This window comes from Streptomyces sp. NPDC043427 (assembly GCF_056436655.1).
Genome location: NZ_JBWKCC010000003.1, coordinates 135,788 through 157,019 on the forward strand (window position 1 = coordinate 135,788; position 21,232 = coordinate 157,019).

Here is a 21,232-nt window from a genome sequence, read left to right on the forward strand (position 1 = left end):
ATGTTGAGTCCTCGTGGAAGACAAAGGAGGCGCACCGGTGCCATCGCCGCAGCAGGCACGCGCACAGGCATCCGCGATCACCTCGGGAAAGACGGTTCCGCAGGCGGAGGCGGCCCCGACTTCCCAGCTCAGGGCGCTCTTCGACGGGCCCCGTCTGTCACCGGGTCAGCGGCGCATCGCCCAGTACCTGATCGAACACATCACCGAGGCCGCGTTCCTCTCCATCACCGACCTGGCTGAGCGCGTCGGTGTCAGCCAGCCCTCGGTGACGCGGTTCGCGGGGGCGGTGGGCTTCAGCGGCTACCCGGCCCTGCGCGAGAAGCTCCAGTCGATCGCCCTCGGCACCCTCGCCGGCGGGGGCCCCGCGGAGGAGGACAAGAGCAACGAGCTCCAGGCGGCGGTCGACGCCGAGATCACGAACCTGGAGAACCTGCGCCGGGACTTCGCCGACCCCGACCAGGTCATCGACATCGGCCGCAAGCTGTCGCAGTCGGCCCCGCTGACCATCCTAGGCCTGCGCATCTCGGCCTCCCTCGCCGAGTACTTCGCCTACGCGGCACGCCGGGTCCACCCCGACGTGCGGCTGGTGAACCGGGGCGGCAGCGTCGCGTACGACGCGTTGCTGCAGTCCCGTGAGGCGGGCGGTACCTGGGTGCTGGCGTTCTCGATGCCCCGGCACGCCCAGGAGACGCTGACCGCGGTCCGGGTCGCGCGCAGCGCGGGCCTGCGGGTCGCCCTCGTCACCGACCTGGCGCTCGGTCCGGTGGCCGACGAGGCCGACGTCACCTTCGCGACCGGCACCGGTTCACGGCTGGTCTTCGACTCCTACGCGGCCCCGGGTGTGATGGCCGCCGCGTTGCTGCAGGCCATGACGGACGCGGGCCCGGAGCGCACTCAGGCCCGGCTCGAAGAGTACGAGCAGATCGCGGATCAGCACCAGTTCTTCCTCCGGGACTGAGCCCGCCTGTGAGGTGCCGCATTTCTTGCATGGGCCGTCTTCTCCTCATATCACACATGAATGTTTTCATACGCCTTGCAAAGGCGACGGCATATATAAATACTGCTCACGGCCGTACCCGCCCGCACAGGGCTCCACGACGGACACCCGGAGCCGCCGTCCCTACCCACGCCGGCGACCAGGGTGTTCGGGGCATCGCCTGCGCGAGCGCCCCGCGGCGGCCCCGGTCATCCCCTGGACCGGGGCCGCCCACCCCGTCGGACCATCCCTCCGACCCGCACACCCGGAAGCGACGAACATGGCAATGACGACGATCACGCGCATCAGCCAGGACTGGCCGTGCCAGGTCAAGAACCCCGGCAGCTACGACTGGGAGCGCTCGGCTGCCAGGTGGCTGCGCGAACTCGTGCCGGCCCGCTACGCCAGCTATCCCGTCCTCCTGCGCCATCCCGTCCTCCTCGCCCGTCACGCACACCTCCAGGTCCAGCAGGAGATACGGGTCGCCCGCACCGCCCTGCAGACCGCGCGCGCCGATCTCCCCCGCCTCGGGCTGCCGGAATCCGTCATCGAGCACACGATCAAGCTGTACGCGGCCGAGGTCATGCAGCTCCAGCACATCGCCCGCAGCGTCCGAGCGGTCAGCCAGGCCCTGGTGGACCACGGCACCGTGCGCTGACCGCCCCCGGCAGGCATGACCGCCGCCACGCGTGGCACCCGTCGCGAACATGAGCACCACCACCCGACGCGAACCGGTGACCACCGTCCTGACCTGGCGGGTACGCCCTGGCCACGCGCGCGAGTTCGAAGAGTGGACGCACCAGGTCACCCGCTGTGCCCGTCGGTTTCCGGGCAACGAGGGCGTCTCCTGGCTGCACCCCGAGGACGGCGGCCACCGCTACCACGCGGTGCTCCGCTTCAGCGATCCGCACCGGCTCACGGCCTGGCTCGAGTCCGACGAACGGGCCGAGTGGCACGCGCGGATCGAGGGCGTCGCCTCGGAAATCAGCAGCGAACGGCAGTCGACCAGCGGGGTGGAGACCTGGTTCAGCCTGCCCGGCACCTCGGTGCAGTCGCCGCCGAAGTGGAAGATGGCGCTCACCACCTTCCTCGGCGCCTACCCGTTCACGCTGCTGATCCAGTGGCTGGTCACGCCCCACACGACAGGCTGGCCCCTGCCGCTGCGCGCCGCCGTGTTCCCGCTGGTGCTGCTGCCGACGCTCACCTTCCTCGTCATGCCCCTGCTGAGTCGGCTGCTGCGGCTGTGGCTCTACTCGCCGCCCGATCAATGAGAGGGCGGCACGAGCCGGGGAAACCGGCACGTCCTCGCACGTGCGAGTGAATCGGGCAAGGTCAAGACAGCAGTCGATCGGGGCTCCATGTGCCATGCTCGTCGCGTGACGAGCGAACCCGCCGTGCCGGCGGAGCCGGGAGCCGTGCCCGACCTGGTCGCGCTGACCAGAGTCGTGGCACGACAGCGCGTCGAGATGGACCGGTTGCAGGATCTCGCCGCCACCGCGGCGGTGCTGGAGCGGGCCAAGGGCGCGCTGATGGCGTTGACCGGGTGCTCTCCCGAAGGGGCGCACGAGGACCTCCAGCAGCGCGCCAAGGCAGCGCAGCGCACCCTCCTCGAGGAGTGCTGGATCACGCTCGGCAGTCTGGCGCCGCCCCCGAGCAGCGCGGTCGCAGACCCGGGACCGGCCGATGCCGACATGGCGGACAACACCTCCGACGCCCCGGACCCGGTCGCCGACGACGACTCCGCGGCGCTCGGCCGTCTCGCCCAGGCCCTGGCCCGGGTCGGCGGCACCCAGGATCTCGCCCGCTGCCTGCTCGAACACCTCGCGCCGGGCACGGGCGCCGACGCGGTCATGATCTACGCCCGGCGGGCCGCCGGCGGGCTCGAACTCGTCGGTCACGCCGGCATCGACGACACCGAGGCCGCCGAGTGGCGCCAGGTGCCGCCGCTGACCGGGGTCGCCGCGCTGGACGCCCTGCGGTCCGGTCAGGAGCGTTGGCTGGAGGACATCGAGAAGGACCGCGAGCAGTACCTGCTGATCGGGGACCCTCCGGAGCGGTGGAAGTCACGTGCCTGGCTGCCCGTGCCGCCCGACGGCTCGGCCGACGTCGTCCTCGGCGTCCTGCGCGGCCACGACGGTCCGTTCACGCCCCGCGTCCGGGAGCAGCTGCGCGCCGCCACCAGGCTCTGTGGGGGCTGGCTGCGCTCTGTCGACATCCGTCACCAGCCCGCGCAGGAGCGCACCCCGGACACCGTGCAGGCGGTGTTCGACGGCCTGCCGGGTGCGGCGGTCCTGCTCAGCCCACTGCGCGCCCCGTCGGGCGAGATCGAGGACTACCGCATCGACGCCGCGACCTCCGAGACGATCGACATCGTCGGCCGCTGCGGCCGCGAGCTCGCCGGTCTGCGGTTTCTCGAGTGCTGGCCCGCCATGGCCGGTGAGGCGCTGTGGCAGGGCTGCCTGCACGCGCTGGCCACCGGGGAGCCGTTCGAGGGCCGGCCGTTCGCACGGCAGCAGGTCGTGGCGGGTGTGGCCGAACTGTCCACCTACTCCGTACGGGTGGCGAAGCTGGGCGACGGGTTGATCGTCACATGGATCCGGCACGAGCCCTCGGACCGGCAGGAGCAGCGGCTGGCGGACGTGCAGCGGCTCGGAAACCTCGGCTGGGCGAACTGGAACCTGGTCACGCACGAAGTGAGCTGGTCGTCCCAGGTCTTCTCGCTGCTCGACCGGGATCCCGCCGACGGCCCGGTCGCCCTGCCCGAGCTGTCCTCCCTCGCACTGCCCGAAGACGTCCCCGCGCTGACCCGCGCCGTCGCGGAACTCGTCGAGTCGGGGCGGCCGTTCGACCTCCCGTTCCGTATCCGCACCCGTACGGGCGTCCGGCATCTGCGAGCTGTCGCCGAGGCGGTGGCGGACATCTACGGCACCCCGGTCGAGGTCCACGGCTTTGTCCAGGACCTCACCGCGCAGCGCAGCGCCGAGCTGGCCCTCGTCGAGTCCGAGCGGGCGATCCTGACCCAGCATGGCGTGCTGCAGGCCGAACGGACCCTGGCCTCCCGGCTCCAGCACGCGCTGCTGCCCCTGCCCAAGAAGGTCGTACGGCCGGCCGGACTGGACGTCGAGGTCGCCTACCTGCCCGCCCAGTCGGGGCTCAACGTGGGCGGCGACTGGTTCAGCGCCATCGAACTGCCCGACGGGGACGCCCTGTTCGTGGTCGGCGACGTCGCTGGTCACGGCATCGACGCGGTCGCCACGATGGCCCAGCTCCGCTTCACCGCCAAGGGCATGATCATCACGGGCTCGTCCCTGACCGGCGCGCTCGCCCGGCTCAACACCCTGCTCCTGCACTCCCGCGACACCCATGGCACGGCGACGATCATCCTGGCCCGTTACAGCCCCGGCGAGCGGCGGCTGGTCTGGGCGCAGGCGGGCCATCCACCGCCGCTGCTGCAACGGGACGGCGAGGCGCACTACCTCGGGCGTCCGCGCGGCATGCTGCTCGGGGCGAGCGACACCCCGGTCTACGAGGAGGCGGAGTGCCATCTCCGGCCCGGTGACCGGCTCCTGATGTACACCGACGGTCTGGTCGAGCGGGCCTCGGAGAGCATCGATCTGGGCCTGCAACGGCTGGCCCGGGCCGTGAACGACCGTTCTTCGGACGAGCCGGGTGCCCTCGACCGGCTGCTGGCGGCGATGCTGGAGAGCGAGCAGCAGGACGACGTGTGCGTGCTCGACATCCGGGTTCCGGTGGATCCGGGCGACGCACGTCCGGGCGAACCTCCGGGAGGCGGGCATCCGGGCGACGGCGGGCATGAGGCGTCGCGGTAGCCGCTCGGTGGCGCGGGTACCTGAAGCCCACGCAGGTCCAGGCGGCGCCCGCTGCCCAAGTCGGCGCGCCGGTCAGCCGCCGCCCGTACGGGACTCCAGGTCGCGTCGCGTGTCGTCGCCGTAGACACCGGTCTCGTCGCCACGGATGCCGTACCAGAGCTGGAAGCGGGCCACGGCCTCGGCGAGGACGGTGTCGTAGCGGCCGTCGGTGGGGCCGTGGTCGTAGACGTTGGGGATGCGCAGGAGGCGTACCTGGAGGTCGGCGACCTCGGGACCGGAGTCTCCCTCGCGCAGGGTGCCGGCGCCGTCGGGGTCGGTGGAGGGCTGGGAGGGCTGGGAGGGCTGGGTGGCCGGGGTGGTCGGGATGGCCTCCTGGGCGGGGGCGCTCGTCGTCGGGGGTGCGGGCGCGGCCGTGTTGTCGGAGCCGTCGCCGGGCAGCAGGAAGGCGCAGCCGAAGCCGACGAGTGCCGCCGCGAGGACGCAGGCCGCCGCGAGCGCGGTACGGCGGGGTCGGGGACGGTGGCGCGGTGCCGGGTCACGGTGGCCGGTGGACACGGGAGGCAGCTCCTGTGTCTCGGCCTCGGATCCGGGCGCCGGTCTGGGCAGGTGTACGGCCTCGTACTCGCCGTTGTCCTGCGTCAGCTCCCTGAACAGCTCCGCGAGGGCGTCGGTGCGGCGCAGCCGCAGCACGCGGATGGGTTCGAGGGGTGGGCGGTCGTCCGGCCCCCCGGGTTCGTCCGGTGTCGGCACGCTGCTCTCCTTCCGTCCCGTGGATCCCCGAGGAGAGATACGCGCGGGCGGCCGCCCGGGTTCAGCCGGACCGCGTTCGGTCCCGGCCGTGCTTCAGGCGTCGAGGAAGCGCCGCAGGGAGTCCTTCAGGGCCGTCACGAAGGCATCGCGGCCGGCGTCGTCGAGGGCGTCCAGGGACAGGTAGGGGTTGAGGTCCTCGAGTTCGACCAGCAGCAGTTCGCCGCCGGGGGCGCGGCAGGCGTCGACGCGCTGGACGCCGTGGGCGAGGCCGTTCCACTCGACGAAGCCGCGGGCGAACTCCAGATCGTCCGGGGTGGGCACGTACGGCTCCAGCTGCCAGCGCCGGTCGGGATGCGGGGCGTACAGGGCGTACTGGAAGTCGTGGTCGACGAAGTAGAAGGAGACCTCGTACGCGAAGTCGACGCACGGCTGGACCAGGACGGTGCCGTCGACGAGACCGGGCAGACGGTCGGCGGTGACGATGCTCAGGCCGGCCGAGTCGGCGCCGAGCTTGGGCTTGACGACGTAGCGGTCGGTCTCCGGGAGGCTGTGCAGGTCCGCAAGGCGGTCGACGGTGGGTATCACCGGTCGGCCTTCGGCACTGAGGTCCAGGAGGTACTGCTTGCCCACCATGTCGGCCCTGCCGGTGAGCGGGTTGTAGACCCGGGTGCCGCCGCGGGTCGCGCGCTCGCGGAAGTCCTCGTAGGCCGCCTGGTACGCGAGCACGGGGCCGCTGTTGCGGACGACGACGGCGTCGAAGGCGTCCATGAGGGCGGCCGCGCCGAGCGGGTGGCACAGGGCCAGGTCGAAGTCCTCGCGGAGACGGGCGGTGAGGTGGATGTCCTCGTCGCAGTAGCGGCGCCCGCGGGCCTGGTACGCGAGGTCGGTGACGTAGAGGAGGCGGGGGCGGGTCATCTGGGGGGTCTCCTCGAGCTGCGACGGCGAGGCACGGCGGGCGGGGACGGCGGACCAGACAGGCGAACCGGACAGGCGGACCGGGGACGGCGGACCGGACACGGCGGGCCGGCCCAGCGGGCGGGGCCTGGCGCTGAAAGGTTACTTCGTCTGCGGGGTGGGCCCCGCGCGGGCCGTACGATGGCACATCGAGGACCGGGGCGTGCGCGCCGGGTCCCGGACAGCGTCGTCCTCCCCCGGATCTTCTCCGCGTCCTCCTCCGAGTCTTCTCCCGAGTCTCCCGAAGGGTTCGCGACTCCCGTGACCACCGCAACACTGCTCGACGGAAAGGCCGCCGCGGCCGCCATCAAGGACGAACTCGCCCTGCGCGTCCAAGCGCTCAAGGACCGGGGCGTCACCCCCGGCCTCGGCACCATCCTGGTCGGCGACGACCCGGGCAGCCGCAGTTACGTGGGCGGCAAGCACCGCGACTGCGCGCAGGTCGGGATCGCCTCGATCCGGGTGGAGCTGCCCGCCACCGCCTCCCAGGCCGACGTGGAGGCCGCGGTGCTCCGCCTCAACGCCGACCCGGCGTGCACCGGCTTCATCGTCCAGCTTCCGCTGCCCGCCCACGTCGACACCCACGCCGTCCTGGAGCTGATCGACCCCGCCAAGGACGCCGACGGGCTGCACCCGGCGAACCTCGGCCGTCTGGTGCTGGGCATACCGGCGCCGCTGCCCTGCACCCCGCGCGGCATCATCGACCTGCTGCGCCGCAACCAGGTGCCCATCACGGGCCAGCAGTTCTGCGTCATCGGCTGCGGGATCACGGTGGGCCGCCCGCTCGGCCTGATGCTGACCCGGAGCACCGAGCACGCCACGGTGACCCTGTGCCACGAGGCCACGCAGGACGTCGCCGCGCACACGCGCGTGGCCGACGTCGTCGTGGCGGCGGCCGGTGTGGCGCACCTGGTCACGCCGGACTGGATCAAGCCGGGCGCGACGGTGCTGTCCGTGGGCCTCACCCGCACGGTGGAGGGCGTCCTGGGTGACGTCCACCCGGACGTCAACGGTGTCGCCGGGTCGTACGCGCCGCCGGTGGGCGGTGTGGGTCCGATGACCCGGGCCATGCTGCTGACGAACGTCGTGGAGGCGGCCGAGCGGTTCTGACCTCGCGCGGGCCATGAAGGGCACTCAGTTCCCCCTGGAAGGCATCTGGCGGGCGACTGGAGGGAACTGAGTGCCATGACCGTCGGTCGGGTGCTACGTTCCCGTTCATGAGCTCCAGCAGCAGCGCCGAGGCGGCATCCGCGAAGCCGCCCATGCGGGACGCCCTGGTCGCGGCGGCCTTCCGGCTCTTCCTGGAGCGGGGCTACGAGCAGACCACCGTCGACGACATCGTGGCACTCGCCGGCGTCGGACGGCGCTCCTTCTTCCGCTACTTCCCCTCCAAGGAGGACGTGGTCTTCCCCGACCACGAGCGCTGCCTCGCCGACATGACGGCCTTCCTCGCCGCGAGCGACGAGGGGCACGAGCCGGTGAAGCGGGTGTGCGACGCGGCCCGGCTGGTCCTGGGGATGTACGCCGAGAACCCGGGCTTCTCCGTGCAGCGCTACCGGCTCACCAAGAAGGTGCCCGGGCTGCGGGCGTACGAGCTGTCGGTGGTGTGGCGCTACGAGCGGGCCCTCGCCGCGTACCTGCGCGGGCGCTTCGCCGGCCGGCCCGACGGGAACCTGCGGGCGGACGTGATCGCGGCCGCGGTGGTGGCCGCGCACAACAACGCCCTGCGCTCCTGGCTGCGTTCGGACGGCCGCAGCGACGCGGGCGCCACGGTGGACCACGCCCTGGGATACGTGCAGTCCGCCTTCGGCGCGCCTGCCGTCGACGTACGCGTCGCGTCGCTCACCGACGAGCGGCCCGACGACGTGGTCGTCGTCGTCTCCCGGCGCGAGGCACCCCTGTGGCGGGTGGTGCAGGAGATCGAGACCACGCTGGGGCGCGCCTGACGCCCACACGCGTAGAGAGGACGCGGAGAAGATTCAGGGAACGCAGTGCCTTTACGCGTGGCACTGAGTGCCATACTCTGAGGCCGTGCACGGTGGCACGGTGAACCGCGCACAGGCGTGCACGGGTGGGCCGCGCACGCGGGATTCCGCCCGAGCGCAGGGAGTTGACCAGCGTGTACCACCCCTCAGGAAGCGCCGTTCAGCAGGCAGCCGGCTCCGCGACGGGCCTCCTGGACCCTCGGGCCCCGGGCTTGGCCTCGACCTCGGAGGCCATCCTCTTCCAGCGCTGCACCTACTGCGGCACCGCCATGTACCACCGGCTGCTCTGTCCGGTGTGCCGGGGCAGCGAACTGCGCACGGAGCGCAGCGACGGCACGGGCACGGTCCGCCACTCCACCGTCGTGCACCGCAACACCCCCGCCGCGCGCAACGTGTCACTGGTCGAGATGGCCGAGGGCTTCGTGGTGCGGGGCCGGGTCATGGGCCCGCCCATCGGCATCCACAGCGGCGACCGCGTACGGCTGTCCACGGCCAAGGACCCGGTCCGCGGCGAGCCGGTCTTCCAACTCCTCGACGAGCCGTACCGGGCCTGGCGCTGACAAGGTCGGCGCCGACAACGCGGCAGCCGTCGTTGGCTTGATCACGACGGTGGCCCTCCGCCCGGCTCCCCTCACAGGCAACCCACAGGGCTCTTCCTCCGTCATCCGGGACGCGTGAGGCTCCCGGTATCGACGGGGCCGCCCGCGCTTTGGGTTCGAGGAGGGGACCATTGATCCGTGCCCGGCGAATAGGTGTCACCGCCGTGGCGGTGCTGGCCGCCCTGGCGGCGTCGCCAGGACTGGCGCAGGCTCAACAGCCGCCCGGGGGCGCGCCGTTGACGACGGTGAGCGACAGCGAGGGCGGGCTTCCGCCGGGCTGGCGCATCACCGGGGAGGGTGACGCGCGGGAGCTGGTCTGGCGCGCACCGGAGCGCGTCCCCATGGGGGACGCACGTGTGGAGTTCCATGCCGCGGGCCGCCTGTTGGGCGTACCCGCACCGCAGAAGGACGGCCGGACCTTCCGGCTGGATCTCGACGACGTCCACGCCACGCAGCTGACCGACCTTCAGGTGTTGGCGGCGGGGCGTCGGCTGGATGCCGAGGAGAAGTCCGCCGCCCCGCGCGAACGCGACTCGCTGACCGCCACACAGCCACCGGCCCCGTCGCCCGCGGGCGCTGTCGACCCCGGCAAGCCGGGGTCGTTCCGTACGACGACCGGCGAGTACAGCCTCAACTCCGTGAAGCTGCCCGGGTTCCCGGCCCCGGTGGAGATGAAGGCCGTCGTGGTGGCCCCCGAGGGCGCCACCGGCAAGCGCCCGCTCGCCCTGTTCCTGCACGGCCGGCACGGCACCTGCTACAAGGGTGACGAGGTCAGCGGGAACTGGCCCTGCAAGGCCGGCGAGAAGCAGATCCCGAGCTACCGCGGCTATCTGCGCGACCAGCGACTCCTGGCCTCCCAGGGCTACATGACGGTGTCCATCTCGGCCAACGGCATCAACGGCCAGGACTGGGACGCCGTGGACGGCGGCGCGCAGGCGCGTTCGTCCCTCGTACGGCAGCACCTCGCGCGCTGGGCCGACTGGGCCGCCCACCCGTCCACCGCCCCGGCCGCCGTGCGCAACGCCCCGAAGACGGACCTGTCCCGCGTCCTGCTCGTCGGGCACTCGCGCGGCGGCGAGGGCGTGAACCGGGCCGCGATGGACAGCCTCTACCCGGCGCCCGCCGACCAGGACGGCTACCGCGGCCCCGTGCGCTGGCACGTCCGCGGGACCGTGCTGATCGGACCGACGATCTTCGGCCAGAATCCGGTCGCCGACGTGCCGTCGGTGACGATCCTCCCCGGCTGCGACGGCGACGTCTCCGACCTCCAGGGCGAGGTGTTCGTCGACGGCACCCGCGGCGTCAGCCGTGGGGCGGCGCTGCACAGCGCGGTCTACGTGGTCGGCGCCAACCACAACTTCTTCAACACGGAGTGGACTCCGGGGCAGGCCGTGGCGCCCGCCGACGACGACTTCTACGAGGACGAGGACCGGCGGGACCCGGTGTGCTCGAAGGGCACCCGGACCCGGCTGACCGCCGACCAGCAGCACAAGGCCGGCGCCACCTACATCGCCGCCGCGGCCCGGCTGTTCGTCGCCGGTGACGACAAGGTGCGCGAGCTGCTCGACGGCACCGGCAAGCGGGCCCCCTCGGCCGACCCGGCGCGCGTCCTCACGCACGCCGTCGGCGCCAACCGGAGCGGCGGGCTCCTGCCGGACGGGCCGGTCTCGGTGACCGGCGGCCGGCTGTGCTCGGCCGTCGACCCCGACCCGGCGGTCGCCTGCCTGGGCGAGAACGTGCCAGGGAGTTCGCCGCACTTCGCGTTCTGGGAGACGGAACGCGAGACCGGCCGCCGCGCGGTGGCGCTGCGCTGGTCGTCGCCCGGGTCCCCGGCCCGGATCAAGCCCGCCACACCGCTCTCCCTCGCCGGTGCCAAGAACCTCGCGCTGCGCGTCTTCGTGCCGCCGAACAGCACCGGGACGCAGCTGGACGTGTCCGTCACCGACACCTCCGGCAAGCGGGCCACCCTCGGCCGGGTCAAGGTGGACGGGCTGCCCGGCAGCGACCGGACGGCCTCGTACTGGGCGCGTGAGGTGCGCGTACCGCTCGCGGCCGCCGCTCTGCGGGGCTTCGACCTGCGGCACGTGAAGACGCTGGAGCTGACGCCGCGTTCGCAGAAGGGCCAGGCGTGGCTCATGGACGCCTGGGGCTGGCGCCCCGGCACGCCCGCCGTCAAGGAGGCCGCGCTGCCGCGCGTCGACATCGGCCGCACGACCGTCAAGGAGGGCGACTCGGGCGTCCGCACGTACCGGATGCCGGTGAACGTGTCGGGCCAGGGCAGCGGCAAGGTGCGACTGTACGTCCTCGACCCGGCGACCGGCCAGGCCAAGGACCGTCTGGTGACCGTGCGGCCCGGCAGCCAGTCCATCGACATCCCCGTCCAGGTGAAGGGGGACACGCTGTTCGCCGACGACGTGGAGCACGACGTGCTGGTGAAGGCGGTCCAGGGTTCGGTCGTCGGCTCGTACCGCGGTGGGGTCACCGTGAAGAACGACGACCCGATGCCCAAGATCAGCGTGACGCCGGTCGCGGACCGGGTCACCGAGGGCAAGCCGCTGACCTGGCGGGTGACCCTGTCCGAGCCCGCCGCCGTGGACCTGGGGATCGCGTTCCTGGTGACACCGGTGGCGGGCGGTGTTGAACTGTCCACCAAGGACGTCGACCCGCAGTGGTTCACGGATTCCACCGGTGAGTCCCCCGACCCGGAGCGCCCGTTGTCCAAGGTGGACTGGCTCATGCTGGGGACGGCCGTTCCGGCCGGGCGGACCAGCGCGGAGCTCACCCTGCCCACGATCACGGACCGGGTGACCGAGCCCGCCGAGTCCGTGCGCTTCCAGTACATGGTCGACTTCGGCCGGCCGCAGGAGGGCGGGCCGGAGCTGACGGGCACGGTGCTGGACGCGTCGTAACCGCCGTTCGGTGAGGGGGTACGGACCACCGGGTCCGTACCCCCTTTCTCATGTCACAGCGTCACGCGGATGCCCACCGTCCCCTGCGCGCCCCTGCGCAGCCGGCTGCCGAGCAGCGTGAGCCGGCCGAGGATGCCGTACTTGCGGGCGACGAGCGTGCGGTAGTGGGCGGTGGTGGCCGCGTCGCAGATCTCGGCGGTGGCCGGGACCTGCTCCCCGGTCGGCCTGCCCCGCACGTCGCACGGCCCGACCAGGACGTCGTCGCGGGCCCGGATCCGCTTCACCTTCCAGGAGTCGGCGGCCGTCCAGACGCCGAGAGAGTCCCCGTCGCGCACCACCCACACCGGGGTGGGCACACCCGTGCCGTTCTTCCGGTAGCTGGTGATCAGCAGGTACTTGCCCGCCGCGAGCCGGTCGAGCGAGGTGTCGTCCATGCCGGGCAGTCTAGGCACCGCACCCCTCACCAGCGAGGCAGCCTCCGTTCGTAGTCGGGCTGGATCCGCCGCATGTAGCCGGTGTCGTCGCGGCCGCGCATCCCGGAGTCGAGGTAGCGGCGGTGGAGCCGCTCCAGGGCGTCGTGGTCGAGTTCGACGCCGAGGCCGGGGCCGGTGGGGACCCTCACCTCACCGTCGCGCAGTTCCAGGACACCCGGGACGATCACGTCGTCGGCCGAGTTCCACGGGTAGTGGGTGTCGCAGGAGTGGTCGAGGTTCGGGATGGCCGCGGCGACATGGGTCATCGCGGCGAGGCTGATGCCCAGGTGCGAGTTGGAGTGCATGGACAGCGCGAGCCCGAACGCCTCGCACACGGCGGCCAGTTCGCGGGTACGGTGCAGCCCACCCCAGTAGTGGTGGTCGGTGAGGAGCACCTGGATCGCGTTCTGCTCGATCGCGGGCTTCAGGTGCTCCCACGCGATCACGCACATGTTCGTGGCCAGCGGCAGCGGCGACTCCTTCGCCACCTCCGCCATGCCCTGGATGTCCTTGGTCGGGTCCTCCAGGTACTCCAGTACGCCGTCCAGTTCCCGGGCGACGTATGCCGAGGTCTCCACGGTCCAGGCCACGTTGGGGTCCAGGCGCAGCGGCTGTCCGGGGAAGGCCTCCGCGAGCGCCTTGATGGCGGCGATCTCCTCGTCCGGCGGGAAGACCCCGCCCTTGAGCTTGAACGAGCGGAAGCCGTACCGCTGTTGCATCAGCCGGGCCTGTTCCACGATCCCGGCCGGGTCCAGGGCCTCGCCCCAGTCGTCGCCGATGGCGGGGCGGCCGTCGAGGGCGGGGTGTTCGGCCCACTTGTAGAAGAGGTACGCGGCGAACGGTACGGAGTCGCGGACGGTGCCGCCGAGCAGATCGCTGACCGGGCGGCCGAGCAGCTTGCCCTGGGCGTCGAGGCAGGCGACCTCCACGGCCGAGGTGGTCCAGCCGCGTTCGTGGGAGCTGGGCACGGTGGGCAGCAGGGCGGCGTCGATCGCGGCGCTGACGGCCGTGGTGTCGAAGACGTCCATGCCGACGACCGTCTTGGCCGCGGTCAGCAGCCGTTCCAGACGCGTCTCGCCGCCGGGCGACTCGCCGAGGCCCACCGTGCCGTCCTCCAGGACGAGTTGGAGGACGATACGCAGGGCGAGGGGCTCGTGGACGCCGTTGGAGTTGAGCAGCGGCGGGTCGGAGAAGGCGATGGGGGTGACGATCAGTTCCCGGATCCGGGTGGCGGGGGTGCTCATACGCCGGCCACCTCCAGGCCGTGGTCGATCAGTTTCGCGAGCCGGGCGAGGTGCTCCGGCGTGGGGTCGACGAGGGGCGCCCGTACGCCGCCCACGTCGAGGCCGCGGAGGGTCACTCCGGCCTTGATGAGGGACACGGCGTATCCGGGGACCTCGTCACTGCTTCCCGCGCCGCCGGAACCGGAGCCGCACGCGGCCGTTCCGAGCATCAGCCCCGTGACGGCAAGCGTGGCGACCAGGCGGCGTCGTCGGCGATGCCCCATGGACTCACTCCGTTCACATTCATGAACTGTCTTCACGAATCTAAATCGAGGCGCCCAAGCTACGAACGGTTTCAGCCGCATGTCAAGACATGGCTGGAAGCTTGCGCGGAGGCCACACGTTCTCGACGGGCCCACCACGAACGCCAAACACGACGGTTGCCGGCGCCGTCCGCTCACCTGCTGGACAGGGTGCGCGCCGTTAATTCCCGGTTCACCGGACCCCAGGTGCGGGATGCTGGTCATGAGCACAGGACAGGGGGCCGTGGAGTGACCTGGAAACGTGTGAACGGAACGGGTGCGGCGGGCGCGAGCGCGGTGCTGGAAGTCGCCTGCGACGAGTCGGGTTCGGACGGCGAGAACCTCACCGGCGGGAACACGGACGTGTTCGCGCACGCGAGTGTGCGGATGCCCGTGGAATGCGCGGCCGCGCAATTGCGGGAGATACGGGACCGCATCCGCTCTCCCGCCGAGGAGTACAAGGCGAACCATCTGCTGCGGGAGAAGCACCGCGCGGTGCTGGAATGGCTGCTCTCGCCGCCCGGACCACTGCACGGCCACGCCCATGTGCACCTCACCGAGAAGGCGTTCTACGTCGTCGACCGGGCCGTCGACCTGCTGCTGGGCGACGAGGCGCAGGCCGTCGCACTGCACCGGGAGGGGCCGCGCACCTTCGGGGACGAGCGGTGGCGGGAATTCCTCGAAGCCGCCAACCAAATGCTGCGGGTGCGCTACGACGGCGATCCCGGCGCGCCCGTCGAAGAGTTCTTCCGCACGGTGGATTCCCTGGTGCGCGCGCATTCCGGCTCCCACGCGGCGGTCATTCTGGAGCGCCTCGCCGAGGCCCGCTCCCGGGCGGTTTCCTATCGCGAGCGCATCACGAACGGACCGGGCATGCTGATCCCCGTCCTCAATCCGCTGCTCCCCGCCGTCGTCCGCACGGCCGCGCACTGGAGCGCCGGCGGCCGGCCGGTGGTCCTCGTGCACGACCGGCAGAACATGCTGACGCCGGACCGGATCGCCTGGATCGAGGAGACGGCCCGACTGCACGGCGTCCGCCTCGCGGGCTTCCGGCTCGTCGTCGCCCGGGAGGATCCACGGGTGCAGCTCGCCGACTTCCTCGCCGGCATCGCCCGCAAAATCGCCTCCGACGAGCTGCACGACCAGGGCGACCCGGTCCTCACCGCCCTGCTGCGCCCTTACGTCGGCGCGTCGTCGGTCTGGGGCGACGGTCACAGCTGGGCGCGGCTCGGCCCGACGGGCGAGGACACCGGGCTCCGGACCGAGATGACGGCATGATCGTCGATCGGTGAACACTGCGGACCTCAGGCCCGTATGAAAAGAAGGGCGCTCAACGACCGGAGGGCCTCGCGGTGTTGGCACCGCACATTCGGGTTCGGGAGCCATGCATGAGGCACGTACGACGACGGACCGTCCGGCGAGTGACACGGCTGGCGGCCGTCGGCGGACTCCTCCTCGGGGGATTGATGGTCACGCAGGCCATGGCGAGCGAGACGCCCGGCGTCCCAGCCGTCCCGTTCAGTTCCGCGCAGACGGCGGGGAGCACCGGCGCGCAGCTGGTGTCCCAGCTCGGCACCTCCCGTACGGCGGGCAGTTGGGTCGACGCCGAGGGGCGGCCGGTCGTCGCCGTCACCGACGAGGAGACGGCCGCGGAGGTCCGGCAGGCGGGGGCTCAGGCCAAGGTCGTGGGGCACAGCATGAACGAGCTCAAGGCGGCCGCGGCGACGCTGCGTTCGGCGCCGCGGGTGCCGGGCACCGCGTGGGTGATGGACTACAAGTCCAACCAGATCGTGGTGCAGGGCGACACCACCGTCTCCTCGGCCGACTGGTCGAAGATGACGCAGGTCGCGGCCGGTATCGGCAGCTTCGTCCGGATGGAGCGCAAGGAGGGCACCTTCACCACGCGCCTCAACGGTGCCGAGCCCATTCTGTCCACGGGCGGCCGCTGCTCTGCGGGCTTCAACGTGACGGACGGCCAGAGCGACTACATCCTCACGGCCGGGCACTGCGGCCCCACCGGCTCGATCTGGTTCGCGGACAACCGGGGCAGCCAGCAGCTGGGCAAGACGGTCGGCGGCAGCTTTCCCCGCGACGACTTCTCCCTCGTCCAGTACAACAGTGGCAAGGCCGGCAACGGCGCCGACGTCGTGTCCATCGGCAACGGCAAGGGCATACGGATCACGGGCGCGAGCGATCCGGCCGTGGGGCAGCGGGTGTTCCGCAGCGGCAGCACGACCGGGCTCCGCGACGGTCAGGTGACCGGGCTCAACGCGACGGTGAACTATCCGGAGGGCACCGTCAGCGGGCTCGTCGAGACGAACGTGTGCGCCGAACCCGGGGACAGCGGCGGGCCGATGTTCTCGGAGGGTGTCGCGCTCGGGATCACCTCGGGCGGCAGCGGCGACTGCAAGACGGGCGGTACGACGTTCTTCCAGCCGGTGACGAAGGCGCTGACCGCGCTGCGGGTCAAGCTGATCGTGTCGGCGCAGGCCGGCGGGCAGGGCGCCGCGCCCTCCGGTGCTCCGGCGCCGGCCGCCTCGGCCACGCAGAGCGCGATCGCCCCGGGTGCGGCCTCACCGGGTTCGACGGCTCCGGTGACGGGCGGCGTGGGTGAGTCCCTCGCGGCCCAGATCATGGATCCCCGCAATGTGGGCCCCGGCCTGCTGGTCATCGCGGGCAGCCTGGTCGCGCTGGTCGCCACCCGGTTCATCCGCGCGGAGAAGGACCGCAACGCCTACCGCCGCTACTACTCGGCGACCTGGAGCTGATCTCCACACCCGCGCCCTCATCCTCATCCCAGGGTCAGCAGCACGGTGGCCACCGCCGCACCCAGCAGCCCCAGGGTCTGACCCCGGGTGACCCGTTCGTGCAGCAGGACCAGCCCGAGGATCACGGGGAGAGCCGGATAAAGGGAAGCGAGCACGACCGCGACCGCCAACAGCTGCTGTTGAGAGGCGAGTTGGAACAGTGTGAGGCCGAGCGCCGCCCCGGCTCCGACCGCCACCGCCCCCGCGCTCAGCGCCGCCGTGGTGCGCCGCGCGTGACGCGCCGCGGTCGGCAGCAGCACGAGCACGGCGGCGGCTCGTCCCGCCGCCAGCGGCCACAGCCCTGCGGCCGGGTCGGCCTGGGCGAGGGCCAGGTACTGCACGGCGACCCCGAGGCTGGCGAGCAGACCGTCCCGCGCGCCGCCACCTTCCCCTGCCCGACCGCCGCCGCCCTCCCCCGCCCGGCCGCCGGCGACCAGCCACAGCGCGGGCACCGTGAGGGCGATGCCGGTCCACGCGAGGCTTCCGGGGCGGTCGCCAAGAGCCACCCCGCACAGCACGGACAGCGCGACCGAGGTGACGGCACTCACGGGCACCACCACGCTCATCGCGCCGTGGCTCAGGCCACGGTTGAGGAAGTGCATCGCCGCTCCGCTGCCGATGCCCGACAGGGCACCCCACAGCAGATCTCCTGGGCGGACGGCCTCGGCGGGTATGACAAGCGCGGCGAGAGAGGCGAGCACGAGCCCGCCCACCTGGCCGAGGAAAGTGACGGTCGCGAAGTGGGCTCGGCGGGACAGGAGTCCGCCGGCGAAGTCGACGATGCCGTAAACGACGGCTGAGGTCAGCGCGAGGAGGGCACCCATCCGATACGGGGTGCCCAGGGACGGCGCTCCGATGCGGGCGGCGCTCCCGGCAGGGCGACTGTCAGGCCGCCGTCACCGGATCAGGTGCCGCGGCGGCCCACTCCAAGACGAGGCGCTGATACTCCTCGCGCTGCTCGCCGGTCAGTGTCCCGCCCGACCGGAGCCACAGGGCCCGGATCTCCTCGTTGACCTCGGCAGCCGATCGATCGGAGACGGGTTCAACAGTGGTGGACATGGTGTGAATCTTACGGGGGTCGTAGTGAAGACCGCGTGAGTAAAGGCCATCGATACGGACATATCGGACCGTGTTACTGATCACGTCCAACTGTCAACCCACGGCGTCCGATTCACCATCGCCGCAGCTCAGGCCTCCGCCGCCCCCAGCACGAGCACCTGAATCGCCAGGACGGCGGCCCCGCGTGCCCAGTCGTGGAAGTCGGAGACCTTCGTCTCCAACTCGACGGGAGCGGCCAGGGGATGCCGGTGGGAGCGGATGGTGTTCTGCACCACTTTGCCGGAGACGTCCATCAGGCCGACCCCCTCTCCGGCGAGGAGGATCTTCTGCGGCATCGCGAAGTTGGCGATCTGCGCCACCAGCGTGCCCAGGGCGCGGCCCGCCTCCTCGATGACCCGGGCCGGCATGGGCTCGCCCGCGGCGGCGAGGGCGAGGATCTCCTCGTACGTGCGGTCGCGGCCGGTGGCGGCCTGGACCTGGTAGCGGATGCTGGGGATGGTCAGCAGCGAGACGGCGCTGCCGCGCTCGCCGTCGGGGGTGAGCGGGCCGTTCGGGTCGAGGATCCAGTGGCGGCCGAAGCCGCGGTCCTCCTCGGCGCAGGACACGCGCTTGCCGTCCAGCACCAGCCCATAGCCGATGCCGGCACCGATGGTGAGGACGACGAAGCGGTCGAGGCCGCGGCCGGCACCGAACCAGGTCTCGGACTCGACCAGGGCGGCCACGTCGTTCTCGACGACCACCGGCAGCCCCGTGCGCTCCTCGACGAGCGCGGCCAGCGGCACGTCCCGCCACTGGAGGAAGGGCGACTCGGCGACCACGGCCCGGTCCTCGACGAGGCCGCCCACACCGATGCCGATACCGGCGAGCCTGGGGTGAGCCCCGGCCAGCTCCTGCGCCATCTCCCCCAGCACCTCGACGACCGTGTCCGGGTCGTGTGCGGTGAGCGAGCGGTCGTGCCGGGCGACGATGTCACTGCGGAGGGTGGTGACGACGCCGTACACCATGTCCTCGGTGATCTTGAAGCCGATGAAGGAGCCGGATTCGGCGACGACGGCCAGCGGCTGGGACGGGCGGCCCTGGCGCGCCTCCGCCGGAGCGCCCCCCTCGGGGACCTCGACGAGCAGCCCCGACTCGATGAGCGGCTTGGTGAGGCGGGTGAGGCTGCCCGCCGAGAGGTCCAGCCGTCGCGCGAGCTCGGTGCGGGAGAGCGGGCCGTGGACGAGCACCTCGATCGCCACCGAGCGTTCCCCCGGACTCAGTGGCAGCCAACTGGCGGTACCTGCGGTCATGAAGGTCAGACTCCCACATGATTTCTTTCGCCAAGGAAGTAACCAGGTCACTGTAGGCATCCCAAGACCCCCCGGCAAAGATGTCTGCACGGCCCTTGACGCCTCGATTCTTTTGCCACAAAAGTAAGTGGCCGAGGACGAGCCGCCGCAGACGAGGGAGTCTCCCGATGACCGTCGCCTCCAGCAGTCCTCCGTCACGCCTCCCCCTGGACGGCGTCACGGAGGCACGGACCAAGCAGAGGACGAGCCGGGCGGGCGCCCGGGAGGGGCAGGGTGACGGGCGGCTCGCCGCCGTCTTCCTGGCCCCGGCACTGCTGGGCTTCGTCGTCTTCCTTCTCTGGCCGACGCTGCGGGGCATCTATCTGAGCTTCACCCGCTTCAACCTGCTGACCCCGGCGGAGTGGGTGGGCCTGGACAACTACGTCCGCATGGTCAACGACCCCATCTTCTGGAACTCGCTGACGGTCACCGTCGAGTACGTCGTCATCAACATCGGTGTCCAGACGGTGGCGGCCCTCGCCATCGCCGTCCTCCTCCAGCGGCTGACCCAGTCGGCCTTCCTGCGAGGCATCGTGCTCACCCCGTACCTGATGTCGAACGTCGTCGCCGGTCTCGTCTGGCTGTGGGTCCTGGACACCCAACTCGGCATCGGCAACGAGATCATCAGCGCCGTCGGCGCCGACCGCATCCCGTTCCTCGCCGACGAGACCTGGGCGATCCCGACGATCGCGCTGATCAACGTGTGGCGGCACGTCGGGTACACCGCTCTGCTGCTGTTCGCCGGTCTCCAGGCGATCCCGAACGACATGTACGAGGCGGCCAGGGTCGACGGCGCGAGCGAGTGGCGGATGTTCTGGCGGATCACCATGCCGCTGTTGCGGCCGGTGCTCGCGGTCGTGCTGATCATGACGGTGATCGGGTCGTTCCAGGTGTTCGACACCGTGGCGGTGACCACCGCGGGCGGACCGGCGAACGCCACCAACGTGCTCCAGTACTACATCTACGGCTCCGCCTTCGCCCGCTTCCAGTTCGGCTACGCCTCGGCGATGTCCGTCGCCCTGCTCGTCGTGCTCAGCGCGATCACCATCCTCCAGTACCGGCTCACCCGGGCCGACCGGACCGACCTCGGCTGACGGAAGGGAGACACCGGTATGGCTGCCGTGACGACCACCACCACGACCGTACGACCGGTCCGGCGCGGGTTCTCCCCCGGGCGGGCCGCCGCCTGGACCGCGATGGGCCTGATCACCCTCATCACCCTGCTGCCGTTCTACTGGATCCTGCGCACCGCGCTCTCCACCAACGCGGGGCTCAACGCCGACCCGACCAACCCCCTGCCCGTGGGCCTCACCACGAGCGGCTTCGAGCGGGCCCTGGGTATGCAGTCGGCCGAGGAGGCCGTCGCGCAGGGCGGCGCGGGCGGCGGGCTCGACTTCTGGCGCTACCTGCTCAACTCGGTGCTCGTCTCCACCCTGATCACCGGATGCCAGATCTTCTTCTCGGCGATGGCCGCCTACGCGTTCTCGCGGCTGCACTGGCGCGGCCGGGACAAGGTGTTCGGACTGTTCCTGGCCGGGATGATGGTGCCGACCATCTTCACGCTGCTGCCGAACTTCGTGCTCATCAAGCAACTGCACCTGGTGGACACGCTGCTGGGCATCGCGCTGCCCAGCCTGTTCATGACCCCGTTCGCGGTCTTCTTCCTGCGGCAGTTCTTCATGAACATCCCCCGGGAGGTCGAGGAGGCGGCACTGCTCGACGGCGCCGGGAAGGTCAGGGTCTTCTTCCGGGTGGTGCTGCCGATGGCGTCGACGCCGATCATCACGCTGGGCGTGCTGACGTACATCACCTCCTGGAACGACTACTTCTGGCCGCTGATGGTCTCCTACAGCGACAGCTCGCGCGTGCTGACCGTGGCACTGGCGATCTTCCGGGCGCAGACCCCGGCGACCGGCGTCGACTGGTCCGGGCTCATGGCGGCGACGCTGATCGCCGCGCTGCCGATGCTGGTGCTGTTCGCCTGCTTCGCGCGCCGCATCGTCAGCTCCATCGGCTTCACCGGGATCAAGTAAGGGG

General features: G+C 71.5%; 19 protein-coding genes and 1 pseudogene. 12 read left to right on the forward strand and 8 right to left on the reverse strand.

Annotated features, from left to right (window positions below; translation table 11 throughout):
* The first annotated feature begins 37 nt into the window (after positions 1-37).
* The 4 genes from AC067M_RS07920 (at position 38) to AC067M_RS07935 (ending at position 4,806) form a co-directional block, all read left to right on the forward strand.
* On the forward strand, positions 38-958 hold the full coding sequence (locus tag AC067M_RS07920) for a MurR/RpiR family transcriptional regulator (RefSeq protein ID WP_478696122.1): 921 nt from the start codon (positions 38-40) through the stop codon (positions 956-958).
* 298 nt (positions 959-1,256) lie between these two features.
* Positions 1,257-1,634, forward strand: a complete 378-nt coding sequence (locus AC067M_RS07925) for a hypothetical protein (protein WP_478696123.1) — start codon at positions 1,257-1,259, stop codon at positions 1,632-1,634.
* A 49-nt stretch (positions 1,635-1,683) separates the two neighbouring features.
* Positions 1,684-2,247 carry an antibiotic biosynthesis monooxygenase gene (locus AC067M_RS07930; protein WP_478696124.1) on the forward strand — a complete coding sequence of 188 codons (564 nt, stop codon included), beginning with the start codon at positions 1,684-1,686 and terminating at the stop codon, positions 2,245-2,247.
* Between the two features lie 87 nt (positions 2,248-2,334).
* Positions 2,335-4,806, forward strand: a complete 2,472-nt coding sequence (locus AC067M_RS07935) for a SpoIIE family protein phosphatase (protein WP_478696125.1) — start codon at positions 2,335-2,337, stop codon at positions 4,804-4,806.
* 72 nt (positions 4,807-4,878) lie between these two features.
* Here AC067M_RS07935 and AC067M_RS07940 read toward each other — a convergent pair whose 3' ends face one another.
* Together AC067M_RS07940 and AC067M_RS07945 are read right to left on the reverse strand one after the other, a co-directional pair.
* The gene (locus AC067M_RS07940) at positions 4,879-5,556 is read right to left on the reverse strand and encodes a peptidoglycan-binding domain-containing protein (protein WP_478696126.1); all 678 of its coding nucleotides are present in this window, start codon (positions 5,554-5,556) and stop codon (positions 4,879-4,881) included.
* 93 nt (positions 5,557-5,649) lie between these two features.
* On the reverse strand, positions 5,650-6,471 hold the full coding sequence (locus tag AC067M_RS07945) for an ATP-grasp domain-containing protein (protein WP_478696127.1): 822 nt from the start codon (positions 6,469-6,471) through the stop codon (positions 5,650-5,652).
* Positions 6,472-6,771: 300 nt separating this feature from the next.
* Between AC067M_RS07945 and AC067M_RS07950 the strand changes: the two genes are divergently transcribed.
* From AC067M_RS07950 to AC067M_RS07965, 4 genes are all read left to right on the forward strand, one after another.
* Positions 6,772-7,620, forward strand: coding sequence for a bifunctional methylenetetrahydrofolate dehydrogenase/methenyltetrahydrofolate cyclohydrolase (locus AC067M_RS07950; protein WP_478696128.1), 849 nt, complete (start codon positions 6,772-6,774; stop codon positions 7,618-7,620).
* Between the two features lie 107 nt (positions 7,621-7,727).
* Complete coding sequence (locus AC067M_RS07955) at positions 7,728-8,456, forward strand: TetR family transcriptional regulator (protein WP_478696129.1); 729 nt, start codon at positions 7,728-7,730, stop codon at positions 8,454-8,456.
* Between the two features lie 173 nt (positions 8,457-8,629).
* Positions 8,630-9,055: a Zn-ribbon domain-containing OB-fold protein gene (locus AC067M_RS07960; protein WP_478696130.1), complete on the forward strand. Its 426-nt coding sequence runs from the start codon at positions 8,630-8,632 to the stop codon at positions 9,053-9,055.
* 170 nt (positions 9,056-9,225) lie between these two features.
* Positions 9,226-12,003, forward strand: a complete 2,778-nt coding sequence (locus AC067M_RS07965) for a dienelactone hydrolase family protein (protein WP_478696131.1) — start codon at positions 9,226-9,228, stop codon at positions 12,001-12,003.
* A 53-nt stretch (positions 12,004-12,056) separates the two neighbouring features.
* Here AC067M_RS07965 and AC067M_RS07970 read toward each other — a convergent pair whose 3' ends face one another.
* The 3 genes and pseudogenes from AC067M_RS07970 to AC067M_RS07980 all read right to left on the reverse strand — a co-directional run.
* The gene (locus tag AC067M_RS07970; protein WP_478696132.1) at positions 12,057-12,437 is read right to left on the reverse strand and encodes a PPOX class F420-dependent oxidoreductase; all 381 of its coding nucleotides are present in this window, start codon (positions 12,435-12,437) and stop codon (positions 12,057-12,059) included.
* A gap of 26 nt (positions 12,438-12,463) precedes the next feature.
* The gene (locus AC067M_RS07975; RefSeq protein ID WP_478696133.1) at positions 12,464-13,720 is read right to left on the reverse strand and encodes a glucarate dehydratase family protein; all 1,257 of its coding nucleotides are present in this window, start codon (positions 13,718-13,720) and stop codon (positions 12,464-12,466) included.
* Positions 13,717-13,878 (reverse strand): annotated as a pseudogene (locus AC067M_RS07980) (5-dehydro-4-deoxyglucarate dehydratase); the annotation flags it as partial. The pseudogene AC067M_RS07980 and the gene AC067M_RS07975, both read right to left, overlap by 4 nt.
* Before the next feature lie 372 nt (positions 13,879-14,250).
* On the opposite strand from AC067M_RS07980, the gene AC067M_RS07985 reads away from it, so the two are divergent.
* Both AC067M_RS07985 and AC067M_RS07990 read left to right on the forward strand, forming a co-directional pair.
* Complete coding sequence (locus tag AC067M_RS07985; RefSeq protein ID WP_478696134.1) at positions 14,251-15,279, forward strand: hypothetical protein; 1,029 nt, start codon at positions 14,251-14,253, stop codon at positions 15,277-15,279.
* 110 nt (positions 15,280-15,389) lie between these two features.
* Entirely contained in the window at positions 15,390-16,769 is a 1,380-nt protein-coding gene (locus AC067M_RS07990; RefSeq protein WP_478696135.1) for a S1 family peptidase, read from the forward strand.
* Positions 16,770-16,792: 23 nt separating this feature from the next.
* On the opposite strand, the gene AC067M_RS07995 is transcribed toward AC067M_RS07990, so the two are convergent.
* From AC067M_RS07995 to AC067M_RS08005, 3 genes are all read right to left on the reverse strand, one after another.
* On the reverse strand, positions 16,793-17,632 hold the full coding sequence (locus tag AC067M_RS07995; protein ID WP_478696136.1) for an EamA family transporter: 840 nt from the start codon (positions 17,630-17,632) through the stop codon (positions 16,793-16,795).
* A 61-nt stretch (positions 17,633-17,693) separates the two neighbouring features.
* A complete protein-coding gene (locus AC067M_RS08000) occupies positions 17,694-17,867 on the reverse strand; it encodes a hypothetical protein (RefSeq protein ID WP_478696137.1) in 174 nt (57 codons plus the stop codon).
* Between the two features lie 128 nt (positions 17,868-17,995).
* Positions 17,996-19,156 (reverse strand): ROK family protein, encoded by a 1,161-nt coding sequence (locus AC067M_RS08005; protein ID WP_478696138.1) that lies wholly within the window; start codon positions 19,154-19,156, stop codon positions 17,996-17,998.
* Positions 19,157-19,323: 167 nt separating this feature from the next.
* On the opposite strand from AC067M_RS08005, the gene AC067M_RS08010 reads away from it, so the two are divergent.
* The gene (locus AC067M_RS08010; RefSeq protein ID WP_478696139.1) at positions 19,324-20,289 is read left to right on the forward strand and encodes a carbohydrate ABC transporter permease; all 966 of its coding nucleotides are present in this window, start codon (positions 19,324-19,326) and stop codon (positions 20,287-20,289) included.
* Positions 20,290-20,307: 18 nt separating this feature from the next.
* Positions 20,308-21,228: a carbohydrate ABC transporter permease gene (locus AC067M_RS08015; protein WP_478696140.1), complete on the forward strand. Its 921-nt coding sequence runs from the start codon at positions 20,308-20,310 to the stop codon at positions 21,226-21,228.
* Positions 21,229-21,232: the final 4 nt, after the last annotated feature.